Genomic DNA, 16,782 nt, shown 5'->3' on the forward strand with positions numbered 1-16,782 from the left:
ATGACCATGGTTGCGAGAGCCTATCAGTGGTCTCTGTAAGCGCTCGGTCCCTTGTGCTGAATGGCGAGTGCAGGCGAACTTTGCAGGATAGGGCCAACTGCCGCCCACTGCTCAAACCTTGAACTCTTCCTTGAGCAAATCGGCAAACTTGTCTTTTGCGCGATGAGATTCAACGTGCCTGTTCCAGATAAAATAATTCTGCACAGGCTTTAAGTCATTGAAGAAGAATCCTTGAATACCGCCGAGCTGGCGGAACTGTTCAAACATGCCTCTCGGCACCAACGAAATCCCGGCGCCTGAACTTACGCAGCCAAGGATGGTGCCATAACTGGCTATGCTTGTTATCGGGTTGAAAACTTTGTACCGCTCCAGCCAGGTTAGCAAAGCCTTTCTGTAGGGACATCCTTCAGGCCACATGAATAAATCCACACCGTGCAGGTCCTCTGGCTGGTTTATCACCCCCGCGGACGGCGAGGCAATCACCACTAGATCCTCTTCATAGATCTCCAGACTCTCGATGTCCGGATGTTCTGGCCTGACGGCAATTATTGCCCCGTCCAATGTGTAGTTGACCACTTCGGCGGATAATTGTGACCAATCGCCAGTGCTGAATTGCATTTGTACAGCCGGGTAGAGTTGATGAAACCTGGATAGCACTTTGGGTAACCGGCCGGTAGCGGATGACTCTATGGCACCAATCCTGAGTTCTCCCGAAGGAGCTGACAGCGGATCAAGCGCTCGTTGCGATTCTTCGCACAAAGAAAGGATTTTGTTGGTGTAGCCGAGAAAAAGCCGACCTGAAGGGCTGATGATCAAACCTCTGCCTTTCCTTATAAACAGGTCAACTCCAAGCTCACGCTCCAAAAGCTTGATGCGGTTGGTGATGTTGGACGGCACGCAATGCAATCGTTCCGAGGCACGAACAATACTGCCCAGATCGGCTACTGCCTTGAACATGATCAGTTGCGACAACTCCATGTAAACGCTCATTAAAAATGAATGATTTGGTCAGTATAAGTCACTTGTCGGAGACCAACAAACCGGGCTAATTTCGCCGCTGCAAGGCAAAAAGTGCATCAAAACCAAACATTTCATAGGTCTTTAGGGAGAAGGACACATCATGAGCTCAGCATCGGCACAGAGTCGTATGGAACCGCTTGAACATAAATCCATGCAAGAATTTGGCGAGACATTTATCCAGGCCCTGCCCAGGCACATACGCAACTTGAAAATTCCCGGACGTACCTTAGAAGAAAACCAACGGCGTCAACCTTTGCTGGCCTGCGTCGGGAACGTTGCTGAGGTACAGGACGCCATGCTTGAGGTACTCAATCATTCCATCACGCAAGACGCGCAACTGGCGGCTGAAAGCGCATTCAGGGCGTTTCTCGAAAAACCAGCAATAGATTCGTCGGTATTAAGCTTTTTCAATGGGTGGAATGAAACCCATAGAACCACCAGCCTTGTCTCGGCAAAAATCATCATGCGCCTGTCGGCGGATGCGATATCGGTATCTCCCGACAGACGTGAGGGGTACCACAATGTCATGGCGCATATGCATGAAGTGGCGAAAGATGATTTCGGTCTTGGACATCAGGGCCATGACGGAATGTACAACTACATGACTGCAGCTTTTGGTGCGTCAGCCTGGGTTGGAACAAACACGCAGAGCCTGCGTAATGCCAAAGGCTACGTAATGGGCCACTCCGGTGAAGTTGAGAATAAACACGGATTGCATGCCTTGGCGGCCGCGCAAGCTTACGGTCGGACGGTAGGTTTGGAATTCAAACCTGCGCGCCTGAAGGGCATCATGCTCAATTACAATGAAAGAGTCGGCAATGCATTCTCCGCCATGCATCGGATTATGACCTCTTGACATCTATTGACTGACAAAACACGCCGATAAAACTCTCGCAACTTGAAGTTGAAGAATGATCGGCATGTTTTAACGATATTCAATATAAGACCACGAGCGACTCATGAACCTTCCGGCTAAAACGACGTTCCGCAGGGATCTATCGCATGGATGTTGAACACGCTGTTCTTGCGCTGGGTTTCTTCGCGTTCTGTGGTGGCCTGATAGACGCTGCGGTCGGTGGCGGAGGCCTGGTTCAGGTGCCAGCACTTCTACATGCTCTACCGCAGTACAGTCTTGCCACCATTTTCGGCACCAACAAACTGGCCGTTCTGGCAGGCAATATTTCATCAATATCGGGTTACTTGAAGCGCATAAAAATCCGCTGGAATTTAATGCTTCCGACCATGCTCGCCGCTTTTTTATTTTCTTTTCTCGGCGCTCTCTCAGTATCCCTTGTCCCTAAAAGATTGATGGAGGTCGTTGTCTTTTTCATATTGATAGTCATGGCTATCTACACGTTTATGGAGAAAAAACTTGGTTTGGCAGGCCAAGGCCGACACTTCGGAACGAAAGATATTTGCCTTGGAGTATTCTTTGGCAGTCTGATCGGTTTCTACGATGGTGTCTTCGGTCCGGGCAGTGGCAGCCTGCTGCTGTTTATCTTCGTCAAGGTCTTTGGCTTTGATTTCCTCAATGCATCAGCCTCTGCAAAACTGGTCAATCTGGGGACGTTCAGCGCTGCGCTTATTTTTTTTATCCCCTCCGGTAACGTCTTGTGGGCGATTGGCGGCGTGGTTGCCTTATGCAATATGGCCGGCGCACTGACCGGTGTTTTTCTGGCATTACGTTATGGAAGCAGTTTCATCAGAGTTTTTTTCCTGATCCTGCTCGTATTTCTGATAGGCAGGATGGGGATCAATATTTTTTCGTAGACACTGGTCGCCTCATACTGAATACGCGGGTGAATTGCCGGGCTCAGGTGCACCACCTCGGCCAGTTCTTCGACGCTCAGCAAGCGATTGAGACGCACCCGGGTGCGACGCCCGGATAGCCGGGTTATTGATCCAGGCAACGCGGCAACTCAAACACCACCCGCGCGCCCCTCGGCTCACTGCGCTCGGCCCACAACCGTCCGCCGTGACTTTCAATGATCGTGCGGCAGATCGACAACCCCATGCCCAGCCCGGTGGCGACATCGCTGTTGGCGCACATCGCCGGCGGGGTCATGTCACGCCAATGCACACCGCCCGAAAGCAACTCGTCACGGGTGTAACCGACCATGCGCAGGAACGCGTCGTTGGCCTCGATGATTTGCCCTTCCACGCTCCAAACGATGATGTTGGCGGGGACCAGCCGGCGGATCTGCGCTTCGCGCTCGGCGAGGTCGCGATACAGACGCGCGTTGTCCAGCGAGATCGCGGGCCTGCGAGGCCACCAGGCGCAACGTGGCGAGACGCGCCGGGCCGCGCACCCCGGCGGCGCCCATGTGTTGATCGGCGAGCAGGTTTCCCGGCTCCTGAGAATCCTTGGAGAACCGCGTTCCAGAGCGTTTTGTGTCGCTGATCACCTGGCCAGAAAATCCTTTGAATTTTTTTTGTCGGACAAAATCATTTACGTATGAGCGTAAGGAGGAACTCATGCGTAGCACCGATATTTTCGTCATCGAATACAAACTGCACGACCAGCCAAAATCATTCGTCATCCGCGCCAAAAGTATGCGCAACGCCGACGCTTGGCATTGGGCGAGCTGTGACGCCGGTATTGCGCCGATTCCAAAACCGGGCAAACCGCCGTTGAAAGTCGTTTCCAAACCCCAGGCCGAGCGCTACGGCATCACCCATGTGAAGTGGCGCGAAACCGCAGCACTGGACTGGACGGAGGCATAGGCAAACGGCGCGGCTCAAGCCACCCTGCATGTCAGCCAGGCGCCCCAGAACAGACTACTGAAAAACCGCGTCGCCTCACCGAACCCCGCGTGTTGCAACAACGCCTGAACCGCCGCCTCCGAGTGCGGCGGATCAGCGCCCTGCAAAATCTTCCCGAGTTTCGCCTGCACCTCCTCGGCGGTGGCGCCCTGCTGTCGCCAGCGCTGGCTCCAGGCTTGGAGCAGCAACGGCTGACTTTCGTAAGCGTAATGATTGCCGGCGACGATCAACGGCGCGCCGGGTTTGAGCCGGGCGTGAATGGATTGCAGGATCTGTTGCTTGGCCGTGTCGCCGCCCAAGTGATGCAGCACGCCGATCAGCGTCGCGGCATCGAAGGACGCGTCTGCCGGCAAGTCTTCGACATGGCCGAGATGTACTCGGGTTCTGTGCAACAGATCATTGGCGCGCAAGTGCTCGGTGGCGGCACTCAGCATCGGCTCGGAAGGGTCCACTGCAGTGAAATTCCAGCTTGGCTCCAGCGCGGCCATGGCGATGATTTCCTGCGCTGTGCCGCCGGCACCGACCACCAGCACTTTTGCCGAGCGCGACGGGCCGAGGCTGGCGGCCAACATGCAGGCGGACAGGTCGTGACAGGCGTCGTACCCGGCCAGGGCAATGCGGCTTTGCCTGGCGTATTCATTGGCTCTGGAGTTGTCGAATTTGCCGGCGGGATCGAGGGCGAGTTGGGTCATGGGGATTCTCCTTGTCCTTGATGGCACGCTACGCCATGAGCATAAGGAAGAAAAATCCAATGATTTCATGGGGGATATTCCGCTGGGGAATACGCAGGCACGCCGTCGTCAGGTCTGCCGGAGCGCTCAGGTGCCCAACGTCAATCCATTCGCCGGCAAGGGCAGCGCAGTCTTGTAGCGAACCTGCTTGAGGGCAAAGCTCGAGCGGATGTTGGCGACGCCGGGCACCTTGGTCAGAAAATCCATCATGAAGCGTTCCAGCGACTGGATGCTCGGCACCAGCACGCGGATCAGATAATCCGGATCGCCGGCCATCAGATAGCACTCCATGACCTCGGGGCGATCCGAGATCGCTTCCTCGAAATGCTGCAGCGCTTCTTCCACCTGTTTCTCCAGGCTGACGTGAATGAACACGTTGACGTGCAGCCCCAACAGATCAGCGTCAAGCAGCGTTACCTGCTCACGAATCAGGCCCAATTCTTCCATTGCCTTGACCCGGTTGAAGCATGGCGTCGGCGACAGGTTCACCGAGCGAGCGAGGTCAGCGTTGGTGATGCGTGCGTTCTCCTGAAGGCTGTTGAGAATGCCGATATCGGTACGGTCCAGTTTGCGCATGAGACAAAACCACCTGTTTTTTATGTTTATGCAGAATTTCTATCTGCAAATGGCCGCCAGTGCAACGAAACACAGAGAAATATTCTTCTTGCCCGCGCCTATGATTGTTGTAGGACAAGATTTCCTCATCCCGGAATGACTGCCAGCTCACTACAAGAAATTCACAAGATCGAGCGTAGAAGCCATGACCCAAGCGTATGAACCGCTGCGCCTGCACGTCCCTGAACCCTCGGGCCGTCCCGGCTGCAAAACCGACTTTTCCTACCTGCATCTGACCGATGCCGGTACGGTGCGCAAACCTCCAATCGATGTAGAACCTGCCGACACCGCCGACCTGGCGCGGGGCCTGATTCGCGTGGTTGACGATCAGGGCAACGCCCTCGGCCCCTGGGCTGAAAACGTGCCGGTCGAGATTCTGCGCAAAGGCATGCGCGCGATGCTCAAGACGCGCATCTACGACAACCGCATGGTCGTCGCCCAGCGGCAGAAAAAGATGTCGTTCTACATGCAGAGCCTCGGCGAAGAAGCCATCGGCAGCGCCCAGGCGTTGGCACTGAACATCGACGATATGTGCTTCCCGACCTACCGCCAGCAAAGCATCCTGATGGCCCGCGATGTGCCGCTGGTCGACCTGATCTGCCAGTTGCTGTCCAACGAGCGCGATCCGCTCAAGGGCCGCCAGTTGCCGATCATGTATTCGGTCAAGGACGCCGGGTTCTTCACCATTTCCGGCAACCTCGCCACCCAGTTCATTCAAGGCGTCGGCTGGGGCATGGCCTCGGCGATCAAGGGCGACACCAAAATCGCCTCGGCGTGGATTGGTGACGGCGCCACCGCCGAATCCGACTTCCACACCGCCCTGACCTTCGCCCACGTTTACCGCGCGCCGGTGATTCTTAACGTCGTCAACAATCAGTGGGCGATTTCCACCTTCCAGGCGATTGCCGGTGGTGAAGCCACCACCTTCGCCGGACGCGGCGTCGGTTGCGGCATCGCTTCGCTGCGTGTCGACGGCAACGACTTCTACGCCGTCTACGCCGCTTCCGCCTGGGCTGCCGAACGCGCCCGGCGCAATCTCGGCCCGACCATGATCGAATGGGTCACCTACCGCGCCGGCCCGCACTCGACCTCCGACGATCCCTCGAAATACCGCCCCGCCGATGACTGGAGCCACTTCCCTCTCGGCGATCCGATTGCGCGCCTGAAACAACACCTGATCAAAGCCGGCCACTGGTCCGAGGAAGAGCACGCCACCGTCAGCGCCGACCTCGAAGCCGAAGTCATCGCCGCGCAGAAACAGGCCGAACAGTACGGCACCCTCGCCGGTGGCCAGATTCCGAGCGCCGCGACCATGTTCGAAGACGTCTACAAAGAGATGCCGGAGCACTTGAAGCGCCAGCGTCAGCAGTTGGGGATCTGACATGAACGATCACAACAACAATATTCAGTTGGAAACCGCCATGACCACGACCACCATGACCATGATCCAGGCCCTGCGCTCGGCCATGGATGTGATGCTTGAGCGTGATGACAACGTCGTCGTCTTCGGCCAGGACGTCGGTTACTTCGGCGGTGTGTTCCGCTGCACCGAAGGCCTGCAGACCAAGTACGGCACCTCGCGGGTGTTCGACGCGCCGATTTCGGAAAGCGGCATCGTCGGCGTGGCCGTTGGCATGGGCGCCTACGGTTTGCGTCCGGTCGCAGAAATCCAGTTCGCCGACTACGTCTACCCTGCTTCCGACCAGATCATTTCCGAAGCGGCACGCCTGCGTTATCGCTCGGCCGGCGAGTTCACCGCACCGATGACCCTGCGCATGCCGTGCGGCGGCGGTATCTACGGCGGTCAGACTCACAGCCAGAGCATCGAGGCGATGTTCACTCAGGTCTGCGGTCTGCGTACGGTGATGCCGTCCAACCCGTATGACGCCAAAGGTCTGCTGATCGCCTCCATCGAAAACGATGACCCGGTGATCTTCCTTGAGCCGAAACGCCTGTACAACGGCCCGTTCGACGGCCATCACGACCGCCCGGTAACCCCGTGGTCGAAACACCCTGCCGCGCAAGTGCCGGACGGCTATTACACCGTGCCGCTGGACGTCGCTGCGATCACCCGTCCGGGCAAGGACGTGACCGTGCTGACTTACGGCACCACCGTTTATGTGTCGCAAGTGGCTGCCGAAGAGTCAGGCGTGGATGCCGAGGTCATCGACCTGCGCAGCCTGTGGCCGCTGGACCTGGAAACCATCGTCAAGTCAGTGAAGAAAACCGGCCGCTGCGTGGTGGTTCACGAAGCCACCCGCACTTGCGGTTTCGGCGCCGAACTGGTGTCGCTGGTGCAAGAGCACTGCTTCCATCACCTGGAAGCGCCGATCGAACGCGTCACCGGTTGGGACACGCCCTACCCGCACGCGCAGGAGTGGGCGTATTTCCCAGGGCCGTCCCGAGTGGGTGCGGCGTTGAAACGGGTCATGGAGGTCTGAATGGGCACGCACGTTATCAAGATGCCGGACATCGGCGAAGGCATCGCAGAAGTAGAACTGTCGCAGTGGCACGTCAAGGTTGGCGATCTGGTGGTTGAAGACCAGGTGCTGGCGGATGTGATGACCGACAAGGCGATGGTCGATATTCCGTCGCCAGTGCACGGGAAAGTGATTGCCCTTGGAGGTCAGCCGGGTGAAGTGATGGCGGTCGGCAGTGTGCTGATCAGCATCGAGGTTGAGGGTGCCGGCAACCTCAAAGTGTCCGCCGCACCCGCTCCAGTGAAAGAAGCACCGGTTGCGCCGAAAGTTGAAGCCGCTGTCGAAAGCAAACCCGCCGCAGCCGCTGCACCACGTCCGGCTGCCGTTTGCCAGGGTCCGATAGTTGCTCGCGAAGCCAACGAACGCCCGCTCGCCTCGCCGGCCGTGCGCAAACACGCGTTGGATCTGGGCATCCAGTTGCGTCTGGTTCGCGGCACCGGCCCGGCCGGGCGTGTGCTACACGAAGACCTCGAGGCTTATCTGGCGCAAGGTCAGTCGAACGCTTCGGCGCCAGCTGCCGCTTACGCCCAACGCAACGACGAAGAACAGATTCAAGTGATCGGCATGCGCCGCAAGATCGCTCAACGCATGCAGGATGCTACTCAGCGTGCCGCGCATTTCAGCTACGTCGAGGAAATCGACGTCACCGCGATCGAAGAACTGCGCGCGCATCTGAATGAAAAGCACGGCGCCAGTCGTGGCAAGTTGACCTTGCTGCCGTTCCTCGTTCGCGCGCTGGTTGTGGCCCTGCGCGACTTCCCGCAGATGAACGCCCGTTACGACGACGAAGCGCAAGTCATCACCCGCCTCGGCGCGGTGCATGTCGGTGTCGCCACGCAAAGCGATGTCGGGCTGATGGTGCCAGTCGTGCGTCACGCCGAAGCGCGCAGCCTGTGGGACAGCGCCGCCGAGATCTCGCGCCTGGCCAACGCCGCGCGCAATGGCAAGGCCAGCCGCGATGAACTGTCCGGCTCGAGCATCACCCTGACCAGCCTCGGCGCGTTGGGCGGTATTGTCAGCACGCCGGTGCTGAACCTGCCGGAAGTGGCCATCGTCGGCGTGAACAAAATCGTCGAGCGGCCAATGGTGGTCAAAGGCCAAGTGGTGATCCGCAAGATGATGAACCTCTCCAGCTCCTTCGATCACCGCGTGGTCGATGGCATGGATGCGGCGCTCTTCATTCAGGCCATCCGTGGCTTGCTCGAACAACCCGCTACCTTGTTTGTGGAGTAATGGAATGCAATCTCTGAACACCACGCTGCTGATCATCGGCGGCGGCCCCGGCGGTTACGTCACCGCGATCCGCGCCGGGCAATTGGGTATTCCGACCATTTTGGTCGAAGGCCAATCGTTGGGCGGCACCTGCCTGAATATCGGCTGCATTCCGTCAAAAGCGCTGATTCATGTGGCTGAGCAGTTCCACCAGACGCAGCATCACAGTCAGCATTCGGCACTCGGCATCAGCGTTGCCGCGCCGACCCTGGATATCAGCAAAAGCGTTGAGTGGAAGGACGGCATCGTTGATCGCCTGACCACTGGAGTCGCTGCGCTGCTGAAGAAGAACAAGGTCCAGGTCGTCAATGGCTGGGCAAAAATCATCGATGGCAAAACCGTGGAAGTCGGCGATACGCGCATCCAGTGCGAGCATCTGGTGCTGGCCACCGGTTCGACCAGCGTCAACCTGCCGATCCTGCCGATTGGCGGGCCGATCATCTCCTCCACCGAAGCGCTGGCGCCGACGTCCGTGCCAAAACGCCTGGTCGTGGTCGGCGGTGGTTACATCGGCCTGGAATTGGGCATTGCCTATCGCAAGCTCGGCGCCGACGTCAGCGTGGTCGAGGCGCAGGACCGGATTCTGCCGGCCTATGACGCAGAACTGACGCAACCGGTACATGAAGCGCTGAAGCACCTGGGCGTGAAGCTGTACCTCAAGCACAGCGTGCTGGGTTTCGACGGCACATTGCAGGTGCGCGATCCCGAGGGCGAAACCTTGAACCTGGAAACTGATCAGGTGCTGGTTGCGGTCGGACGCAAACCCAATACTCAAGGCTTCAATCTCGAAGCGCTGAACCTCGATATGAACGGTTCGGCGATCAAGATAGACAGCCGTTGCCAGACCAGCATGCGCAATGTCTACGCCATTGGCGATGTCAGCGGCGAACCGATGCTTGCTCACCGCGCCATGGCCCAAGGCGAGATGGTTGCCGAGCTGATCAGCGGCAAAACCCGTGAGTTCACCCCCACCGCCATCGCTGCCGTGTGTTTTACCGACCCGGAACTGGTGGTGGTCGGCAAGACCCCGGACGAAGCCAAGGCGGCCGGCGTGGACTGCATCGTTTCCAGCTTCCCGTTCGCCGCCAACGGCCGGGCGATGACCCTGGAATCGAAAAGCGGCTTCGTGCGCGTGGTTGCTCGTCGGGATAATCATGTGATTGTCGGTTGGCAAGCGGTGGGCGTTGGGGTTTCCGAATTGTCGACGGCGTTTGCACAAAGCCTGGAAATGGGCGCGCGGCTGGAAGACATCGGCGGCACCATTCATGCGCACCCAACCTTGGGCGAAGCGGTGCAGGAAGCGGCGTTGCGTGCGCTGGGGCATGCGCTGCATCTGTGATGTGCGGTGGCAGTGATGGCCCCTTCGCGAGCAGGCTCGCTCCCACATTTGAAATGCATTCCCCCTGTGGGAGCGAGCCTGCTCGCGAATTCTTAAGGGCAACACTATTTATCTGAGCGTCATCCGATAGTCCGGGCTGCGAAACCGCTCAAGAATGAAGTATTGTTGTGCCCATCCAAAAAAACGTCAGAAGCCTTGAACCGTTTCGGCGGTTGTTCAGTGATAGAGGGTGTCATGGGTAACGAAAGCATCAATTGGGACAAGCTGGGTTTTGACTACATCAAGACCGACAAGCGCTATCTGTCGTACTTTCGCGATGGCGAGTGGGACAAAGGCACCCTGACCGAAGATAACGTCCTGCACATCAGCGAAGGCTCCACAGCCCTTCACTATGGTCAGCAGTGCTTCGAAGGCATGAAGGCCTATCGTTGCAAGGACGGTTCGATCAACCTGTTCCGCCCGGACCAGAACGCCCTGCGCATGCAACGCAGCTGCGCGCGTCTGCTGATGCCGACGGTCGATACCGAGCAGTTCATCGAAGCCTGCAAAGCCGTGGTCCGCGCCAACGAGCGTTTCATCCCGCCGTACGGCACCGGCGGCGCGCTGTACCTGCGCCCGTTCGTAATCGGCGTTGGTGACAACATCGGCGTACGCACCGCGCCCGAGTTCATCTTCTCGATCTTCTGCATTCCGGTCGGCGCCTACTTCAAGGGCGGCCTGACCCCGCACAACTTCCAGATCTCCAGCTACGACCGCGCGGCCCCACAAGGCACCGGTGCGGCCAAGGTCGGCGGCAACTACGCCGCCAGCCTGATGCCGGGCTCGAAGGCCAAGAAAGCCAACTTCGCCGACGCGATCTACCTCGATCCGATGACCCACACCAAGATCGAGGAAGTCGGTTCGGCCAACTTCTTCGGGATCACCCACGACAACAAGTTCGTAACCCCGAACTCGCCGTCGGTCCTGCCAGGCATCACCCGCCTGTCGCTGATCGAACTGGCCAAATCGCGTCTGGGCCTGGAAGTGGTTGAAGGCGACGTGCTGATCGATAAGCTGTCGGACTTCAAGGAAGCCGGTGCCTGCGGTACCGCAGCAGTGATCACGCCGATTGGTGGCATCAGCTACAACGATCATCTGCATGTATTCCATAGCGAAACCGAGGTAGGCCCGGTGACCCAGCAGCTCTACAAAGAGCTGACTGGCGTGCAGACCGGCGACATCGAAGCGCCAGCGGGCTGGATCGTCAAAGTTTGAATTGACAGTTATTGATGTGGAAAAGCCCTCCATTGAGTGATTGATGGAGGGCTTTTTATTGGGCTACAAAAAGTCAAAAGATCGCAGCCTTCGGCAGCTCCTACAGAGACCGTGTAGGAGCTGCCGAAGGCTGCGATCTTTTGATCTTCTATTTCAAAGCAATCCGCTTCCCGGCTCGACTGGCAATCCCACTCGCCTGCCCATTCTGCTGCTTGCCCATCCGCGCCTGGGTGATCAATCCCGGGATCAATTCACCCTCCGGCAGGTTCTTCCAGAAACGAACCGGCAGATGCCCCTGCATGACCTTCGGGTTCAACCGCGCCGGGTTGAAGATGTGGCTGTAGTAGGTCAACCAAAGATCGCCATGCGGGTCGTCGACATTCTGCGCCAGCTGTTGCCATTCGATCGGGCACTGGCGCTCGTGAATCAACTGCTCACCGTCGTAGTACACACCATCGCGCGGCGTGGCGATCAACCAGCGATGCTGGCCCATGCGCCCGATGAAATGCTCGCTGGCGCTGTGCAGGATGTCATGGGCCGGCTCGTGCCACGCCACGTATTGCGGGCCGGGCAGATCCTTCGGCCGCTCGATGAAACGCACGAATGCATGCAGATGATGGGCCTCGCGGCTGACCTGCTTGATGCGGCGCTGCAACTCGCTGCCGAGTTTATCGCCGGCCATCATCGCCGTACGGTCGCCATGACTGACGCGCCACAGCACTTCATACAACAAGCTCCAGCGTTGCTCGCCGCGAAAGCGCGCCGCTTGTTCGAGGGTGTCGAGCAGCGCGCGCGGAATACGCGCCTGAAACGGCCCCTGCCCTTCGGGAACATGATCATCACTGGCAAACAGATCGCCAACGCCCTCCGCCGCCCAGCTCACCAGACTCGGATCGATTTCATGGCTGAGCAACCAGCGCGCCTGCTGGCGCCAGGTGTCGAACAGATCATCGCAATCAAGACTGATCATCCCCACAACCCCATCTGCTGCGGCATCGGCCGGTCACGCAATTGCTGGTAGAGCATATGGCTGGTGACTTCTGCCTGCTGCGGGTGGTAATCGCTGGTGATGATGAACGGCTTGGCCTTGGCCAGCACACAGCGCATCCGCGCTACGTCTTCGTAACGGATGCGGCGCTGGCGGCGCAGCTCGACCAGGCGCTCGGTGGTACGCAAACCGATGCCGGGAATGCGCGCGATCAGCGATGCGTCGGCACGGTTGAGGTCCAGCGGGAACACTTCGCGATTTTCCAGCGCCCAGGCCAGCTTCGGGTCGATGTCGAGCGCCAGATTGCCCGGCCCCTTGAGTAATTCATCTGCGCTGTAGCCGTAGCTGCGCAGGAGGAAATCAGCCTGATACAAACGGTGCTCGCGCATCAGCGGCGGCGCGGCGAGCGGTACGCTTTTCGGGCTGTCGGGGATCGGGCTGAATGCCGAGTAATAGACCCGGCGCAAACGGAAGTTGCCATACAGGGATTGAGCGCTGTGGAGGATGGTGCTGTCGTCGGTGTCATCGGCACCGACGATCAATTGCGTGCTTTGTCCGGCCGGGGCGAATTTTGCCGAGCGCGGCTCGTTCAATACTGTTTGCACGCCGGTGTAGATGGTGTTCATCGCTTGCTTGATGGAAGTGATGTCCTTCTCCGGCGCCAGTGTCTGCAGGCTGGCGTCGGTGGGCAGTTCGATGTTGACGCTGAGGCGGTCGGCGTAACGCCCAGCCTCCTCGATCAAGGCCGGATCGGCTTCCGGAATGGTCTTCAAATGGATGTAGCCGCGAAATTCGTGCTCTTCACGCAGCAACTTCGCCACGCGCACCAGTTGCTCCATGGTGTAGTCCGCCGAGCGGATGATTCCGGAGCTGAGAAACAGGCCGCTGACGCAGTTGCGCCGGTAGAAATCCATGGTCAGCGTCACGACTTCTTCCGGGGTGAAGCGCGCACGCGGCACGTCGCTGGAACGGCGGTTGACGCAGTACTGGCAATCGTAAAGGCAGAAGTTGGTCAGCAGAATTTTCAGCAACGACACACAACGCCCGTCCGGCGTGTAGCTGTGACAAATGCCCATGCCATCCGTCGAACCGAGCCCGCTCTTGCCCTCGGAGCTGCGCTTGGGCGCACCACTGCTGGCGCAGGAGGCGTCGTACTTGGCGGCGTCGGCGAGGATGCTGAGCTTGTCGATGATTTGCATGGCGCGGACTCTTTACTGTGTGCATATACAGTATAGGCTCGCCCGCCGCGAAACAAGTTGATGGATGACCCCTCGTCGGCTGGCCATCTGAATTGCGACCAACCGCGCAACCAGTGGGAGCGAGCCTGCTCGCGAAGAGGCCCTGCCAGTCACCGCTACTCAGCGATCAAACCGCCCATTGCAAGATCAACCAGCAATTCGCCCCGCTGATCAATACAAACAGCCCCCACGCCAGCACCCGCGTCGGCCAGCGATTGACGAACGGCCCCATCAATTGCCGGTCGTTGGTCATGCGAATCAGCGGGTACAAGGCGAACGGCAGTTGCAGGCTGAGCACGACCTGGCTCAACACCAGCAACTTGCCGATCGCGCCATCCCCGAGCAGCCATACGCCGATGAACGCCGGTATCAGCGCCAGCCCGCGAGTGATCAAACGCCGCTGCCAGCACGGGATGCGCAGATTCAGATAGCCCTCCATGATCACCTGCCCGGCGATGGTCCCGGTAAAAGTCGAGCTCTGTCCCGACGCGAGCAGCGCCACACCGAACAACACACTCGCCAGCGCACCTCCCACCAGCGGATCAAGCAGGTGATAAGCGTCCTGAATATCGACCACATCGGTGTGCCCGGACTGGTGAAACGCCGCCGCTGCGAGAATCAGGATCGCCGCGTTGACCAGCAGCGCCAGGGCCAGCGAACCGATGGTGTCGATGCGCGCCAGTTTCACTGCGTCCTGCTTGCTCGCCAGGTCCTTGCCGATCATCCGCGTCTGCACGATCGAGGTGTGCAGATACAGGTTATGCGGCATGACGGTGGCGCCGAGGATGCCAATGGCCAGATACAGCGGCGCAGCATCGCCAATAGCCGACAGCGACGGTTTGAAGCCCATCGCGACGTCTGGCCAGTAGGGTTTGATCAGCAACAGTTCAATGAAAAAACACACGCCGATGGTCGCGACCAGCACCAGCATGATCGCTTCGAGACGGCGGAAACCACGGTTCTGCAGGGCCAGCACCAGCAGTGTGTCGAACGCCGTCAGAGCGATGCCGAAGGTCAGCGAACAGCCGAGTAGCAGGTGAAATGCCAAGGCGCAGCCAAGCACCTCGGCGAGGTCGGTGGCGATGATCGAGATTTCCGCCAAGCCCCACTGCAAACGCGCGGTCGGCGTGCTGTAGCGCTCGCGGGACAGCTGCGCCAGATCGCGACCAGTGGCGATGCCCAGCCGCGAACACAGGCACTGCACCACCATGCCGGCCAGGCTCGCCAGCAGCACCACGAACAACAGGCTGTAGCCAAAACGCGAACCGGCCTCGATCGCGGTCGCCCAGTTGCCCGGGTCCATGTAGCCAATCGACACCAGCAAACCTGGGCCGGCGAAACGCAAAACGCGCTTGAAGAACGAGGCAGTAGGATCGACCGCGACGCTGCCGGCCACTTCCGGCGGGCAAAACGGCGCGGTGGCGATTTTGGGCAAACTGAATTTCACGCACACATCCAGAAACAAACACGGGAGCCCGGCAGCTTAGACGTTTCGACCAAAGCGTTGAAGAGCAAAAGATCGCAGCCTTCGAAGCGCTGCGATCTTCTGATCTTATGGGGTCACGCCCAGCAACTGCTCGCGCAACTCGGGACTGCGCGTACGGGGATCCAGCCAGATATCAAAAAACGCCTTGGCAAATTGCGGATCGTCGATTTCATGCTGAAGCTTCTGGCCGATAAAAAAACGCGCGCCCTGCCCCGGCAGATACACACCGGTGATGCGTGTGCCGGCCTGCACATCGACGAACGATTGCTGCATCTGCACCTGCCAATCGGCCAGTTGTGCCGGACTGACACGGGGGCCGCCGAGACGTTTGATTTCGTCGACGCTGGTGCTGACCAGATCGTCTCGCGAAATTTTGCGCCGGTAGATCAGCTCCAGTGCAAACGGCTGGCCGTCCGCCAGAGGCCGCGCGGCACTCCACAGACGCGCACTGTAAACGTCGAAGCCGAACACACTGAAATCGCCGCTGCCGATGATTTGCGCCCCCGGCACCGCGTCCTGCCAATTGGCCCATGTCGGCGTCAGCAACAGGGCCCACAAGCCGATGCCACAACAGCCACGTACGAGCTTGGGTGTTCTGTTCATCGCCGTATCGTCTCCGCCGCATTGTGATGATCAAAGCATAGCCGGATTCGCGCTTGAATTTTTGTATACAAAAATTGCGAACATAGGCAGCAATCTTCAATCGGCAGTGCTAACGTGGCTCATCCTGACCCGATGGAGACACCCGCGTGCTGATCCTCAAACTGCTGCTGATTCCCGGTTTTCTCCTGCTGATTTCCCTGGCGGGCAAACGTTGGGGGCCGAGCGTGGCCGGGTGGCTGTCGGGATTGCCGGTGGTGGTCGGGCCGATCCTGTTTTTCCTCGCCATCGAACAAGGGCCGCAGTTTGCCGCGCAATCGGCGGTGGCGGCGCTGTCGGCAATGTTCGCGATGATCGCGTTCTGCATCACCTATGCGCAGGTCGCGCAACGCGCCAATTGGCCATGGGCGCTTACAATTTCACTGGCGGTTTGGGGCGTACTGGCGGCGGTGTTGTCGGTAATTCCGGCGTCCTTGCCGTTCTCGGTGATTGCGGCAGCGGTGGCACTGCTCGCTTCGCCTTATCTGTTCCCTGAGGTGCATCCAGTATTGAACGGGCCAGCACCGAAGTCGGACAAACTGATCTGGCGGATGATCGCCGGCGCGGCGCTGACGCTGGTGGTGACGATGCTGGCGAGCACCGTCGGCGAACGCTGGAGCGGCCTGCTCGCGGTGTTCCCGGTGCTGGGCAGCGTCATGGCGGTGTTCTCGCAACAAACCCGAGGCCCGGCTTTTACCGCTGCGTTATTGCGCGCAACGGCGACCGGCATGTATTCGTTTTCGGCGTTCTGCCTGGTGTCGGCCTTGACGCTGCCGAGCATGGGCCTCAGCGGCTTCGCAGTGGGAGTGGCAGTGTCTGTGGCCATGCTCGGGGTGACCCGACGGCTGCTGGCGCGACCAGTGGCGAAGGCGCAAGCACAATAGCGCCCGGACGAATCGCGCTGGAACGCCTGGTGTGCTCCGTGGGATGATCGGCCGCCTCGCGCGACCACTTCCC

The 16,782-nt window shown here is 59.1% G+C and carries 16 protein-coding genes and 1 pseudogene; 9 read left to right on the plus strand and 8 right to left on the minus strand.

The genetic code is table 11. The features are described 5' to 3' along the window. Positions 1-111 precede the first annotated feature (111 nt). Positions 112-978 carry a LysR family transcriptional regulator gene (locus AC4IHP_RS22670; protein ID WP_490832809.1) on the minus strand — a complete coding sequence of 289 codons (867 nt, stop codon included), beginning with the start codon at positions 976-978 and terminating at the stop codon, positions 112-114. Positions 979-1,120: 142 nt separating this feature from the next. On the opposite strand from AC4IHP_RS22670, the gene AC4IHP_RS22675 reads away from it, so the two are divergent. Both AC4IHP_RS22675 and AC4IHP_RS22680 read left to right on the plus strand, forming a co-directional pair. Further along, entirely contained in the window at positions 1,121-1,876 is a 756-nt protein-coding gene (locus tag AC4IHP_RS22675; protein WP_490832810.1) for a hypothetical protein, read from the plus strand. Between the two features lie 146 nt (positions 1,877-2,022). After that, positions 2,023-2,790: a sulfite exporter TauE/SafE family protein gene (locus AC4IHP_RS22680; protein ID WP_490832811.1), complete on the plus strand. Its 768-nt coding sequence runs from the start codon at positions 2,023-2,025 to the stop codon at positions 2,788-2,790. A 145-nt stretch (positions 2,791-2,935) separates the two neighbouring features. Here AC4IHP_RS22680 and AC4IHP_RS22685 read toward each other — a convergent pair. Next, a pseudogene (locus tag AC4IHP_RS22685) lies at positions 2,936-3,335 on the minus strand (ATP-binding protein); the annotation flags it as partial. A gap of 160 nt (positions 3,336-3,495) precedes the next feature. Between AC4IHP_RS22685 and AC4IHP_RS22690 the strand changes: the two are divergent. Further along, positions 3,496-3,744 carry a DUF6555 family protein gene (locus tag AC4IHP_RS22690; protein ID WP_460118436.1) on the plus strand — a complete coding sequence of 83 codons (249 nt, stop codon included), beginning with the start codon at positions 3,496-3,498 and terminating at the stop codon, positions 3,742-3,744. Positions 3,745-3,758: 14 nt separating this feature from the next. Here the strand turns inward: AC4IHP_RS22690 and AC4IHP_RS22695 are convergent, their stop codons facing one another. Continuing rightward, positions 3,759-4,475 carry a class I SAM-dependent methyltransferase gene (locus AC4IHP_RS22695; RefSeq protein WP_460118434.1) on the minus strand — a complete coding sequence of 239 codons (717 nt, stop codon included), beginning with the start codon at positions 4,473-4,475 and terminating at the stop codon, positions 3,759-3,761. Positions 4,476-4,601: 126 nt separating this feature from the next. Further along, complete coding sequence (bkdR, locus tag AC4IHP_RS22700) at positions 4,602-5,090, minus strand: Bkd operon transcriptional regulator BkdR (protein WP_039762201.1); 489 nt, start codon at positions 5,088-5,090, stop codon at positions 4,602-4,604. Positions 5,091-5,274: 184 nt separating this feature from the next. Here bkdR and AC4IHP_RS22705 point away from each other — a divergent pair, with 184 nt between their 5' ends. The 5 genes from AC4IHP_RS22705 (at position 5,275) to AC4IHP_RS22725 (ending at position 11,474) form a co-directional block, all read left to right on the plus strand. Beyond that, positions 5,275-6,510, plus strand: a complete 1,236-nt coding sequence (locus AC4IHP_RS22705) for a 3-methyl-2-oxobutanoate dehydrogenase (2-methylpropanoyl-transferring) subunit alpha (RefSeq protein WP_490832812.1) — start codon at positions 5,275-5,277, stop codon at positions 6,508-6,510. Position 6,511: 1 nt separating this feature from the next. Next, the gene (locus tag AC4IHP_RS22710; protein WP_007952909.1) at positions 6,512-7,570 is read left to right on the plus strand and encodes an alpha-ketoacid dehydrogenase subunit beta; all 1,059 of its coding nucleotides are present in this window, start codon (positions 6,512-6,514) and stop codon (positions 7,568-7,570) included. After that, positions 7,571-8,842 carry a dihydrolipoamide acetyltransferase family protein gene (locus tag AC4IHP_RS22715; RefSeq protein ID WP_490832813.1) on the plus strand — a complete coding sequence of 424 codons (1,272 nt, stop codon included), beginning with the start codon at positions 7,571-7,573 and terminating at the stop codon, positions 8,840-8,842. A 4-nt stretch (positions 8,843-8,846) separates the two neighbouring features. Beyond that, on the plus strand, positions 8,847-10,220 hold the full coding sequence (gene lpdA, locus AC4IHP_RS22720) for a dihydrolipoyl dehydrogenase (RefSeq protein WP_490832814.1): 1,374 nt from the start codon (positions 8,847-8,849) through the stop codon (positions 10,218-10,220). A gap of 234 nt (positions 10,221-10,454) precedes the next feature. Further along, the gene (locus tag AC4IHP_RS22725) at positions 10,455-11,474 is read left to right on the plus strand and encodes a branched-chain amino acid aminotransferase (protein ID WP_016775201.1); all 1,020 of its coding nucleotides are present in this window, start codon (positions 10,455-10,457) and stop codon (positions 11,472-11,474) included. 148 nt (positions 11,475-11,622) lie between these two features. Here AC4IHP_RS22725 and AC4IHP_RS22730 read toward each other — a convergent pair whose 3' ends face one another. From AC4IHP_RS22730 to AC4IHP_RS22745, 4 genes are all read right to left on the minus strand, one after another. Beyond that, the gene (locus AC4IHP_RS22730) at positions 11,623-12,444 is read right to left on the minus strand and encodes a TIGR03915 family putative DNA repair protein (protein WP_490832815.1); all 822 of its coding nucleotides are present in this window, start codon (positions 12,442-12,444) and stop codon (positions 11,623-11,625) included. Then, positions 12,441-13,661: a putative DNA modification/repair radical SAM protein gene (locus AC4IHP_RS22735; protein ID WP_039762216.1), complete on the minus strand. Its 1,221-nt coding sequence runs from the start codon at positions 13,659-13,661 to the stop codon at positions 12,441-12,443. The genes AC4IHP_RS22730 and AC4IHP_RS22735 overlap by 4 nt, the downstream gene beginning before the upstream one ends. 166 nt (positions 13,662-13,827) lie before the next feature. After that, the gene (locus AC4IHP_RS22740; protein ID WP_490832816.1) at positions 13,828-15,147 is read right to left on the minus strand and encodes an Nramp family divalent metal transporter; all 1,320 of its coding nucleotides are present in this window, start codon (positions 15,145-15,147) and stop codon (positions 13,828-13,830) included. 105 nt (positions 15,148-15,252) lie between these two features. Continuing rightward, positions 15,253-15,789, minus strand: coding sequence for a chalcone isomerase family protein (locus AC4IHP_RS22745; protein WP_460118421.1), 537 nt, complete (start codon positions 15,787-15,789; stop codon positions 15,253-15,255). A gap of 146 nt (positions 15,790-15,935) precedes the next feature. Between AC4IHP_RS22745 and AC4IHP_RS22750 the strand changes: the two genes are divergently transcribed. Further along, positions 15,936-16,709, plus strand: a complete 774-nt coding sequence (locus tag AC4IHP_RS22750; protein WP_490832817.1) for a hypothetical protein — start codon at positions 15,936-15,938, stop codon at positions 16,707-16,709. Positions 16,710-16,782: the final 73 nt, after the last annotated feature.

Source organism: Pseudomonas sp. UF-293 (assembly GCF_058245595.1).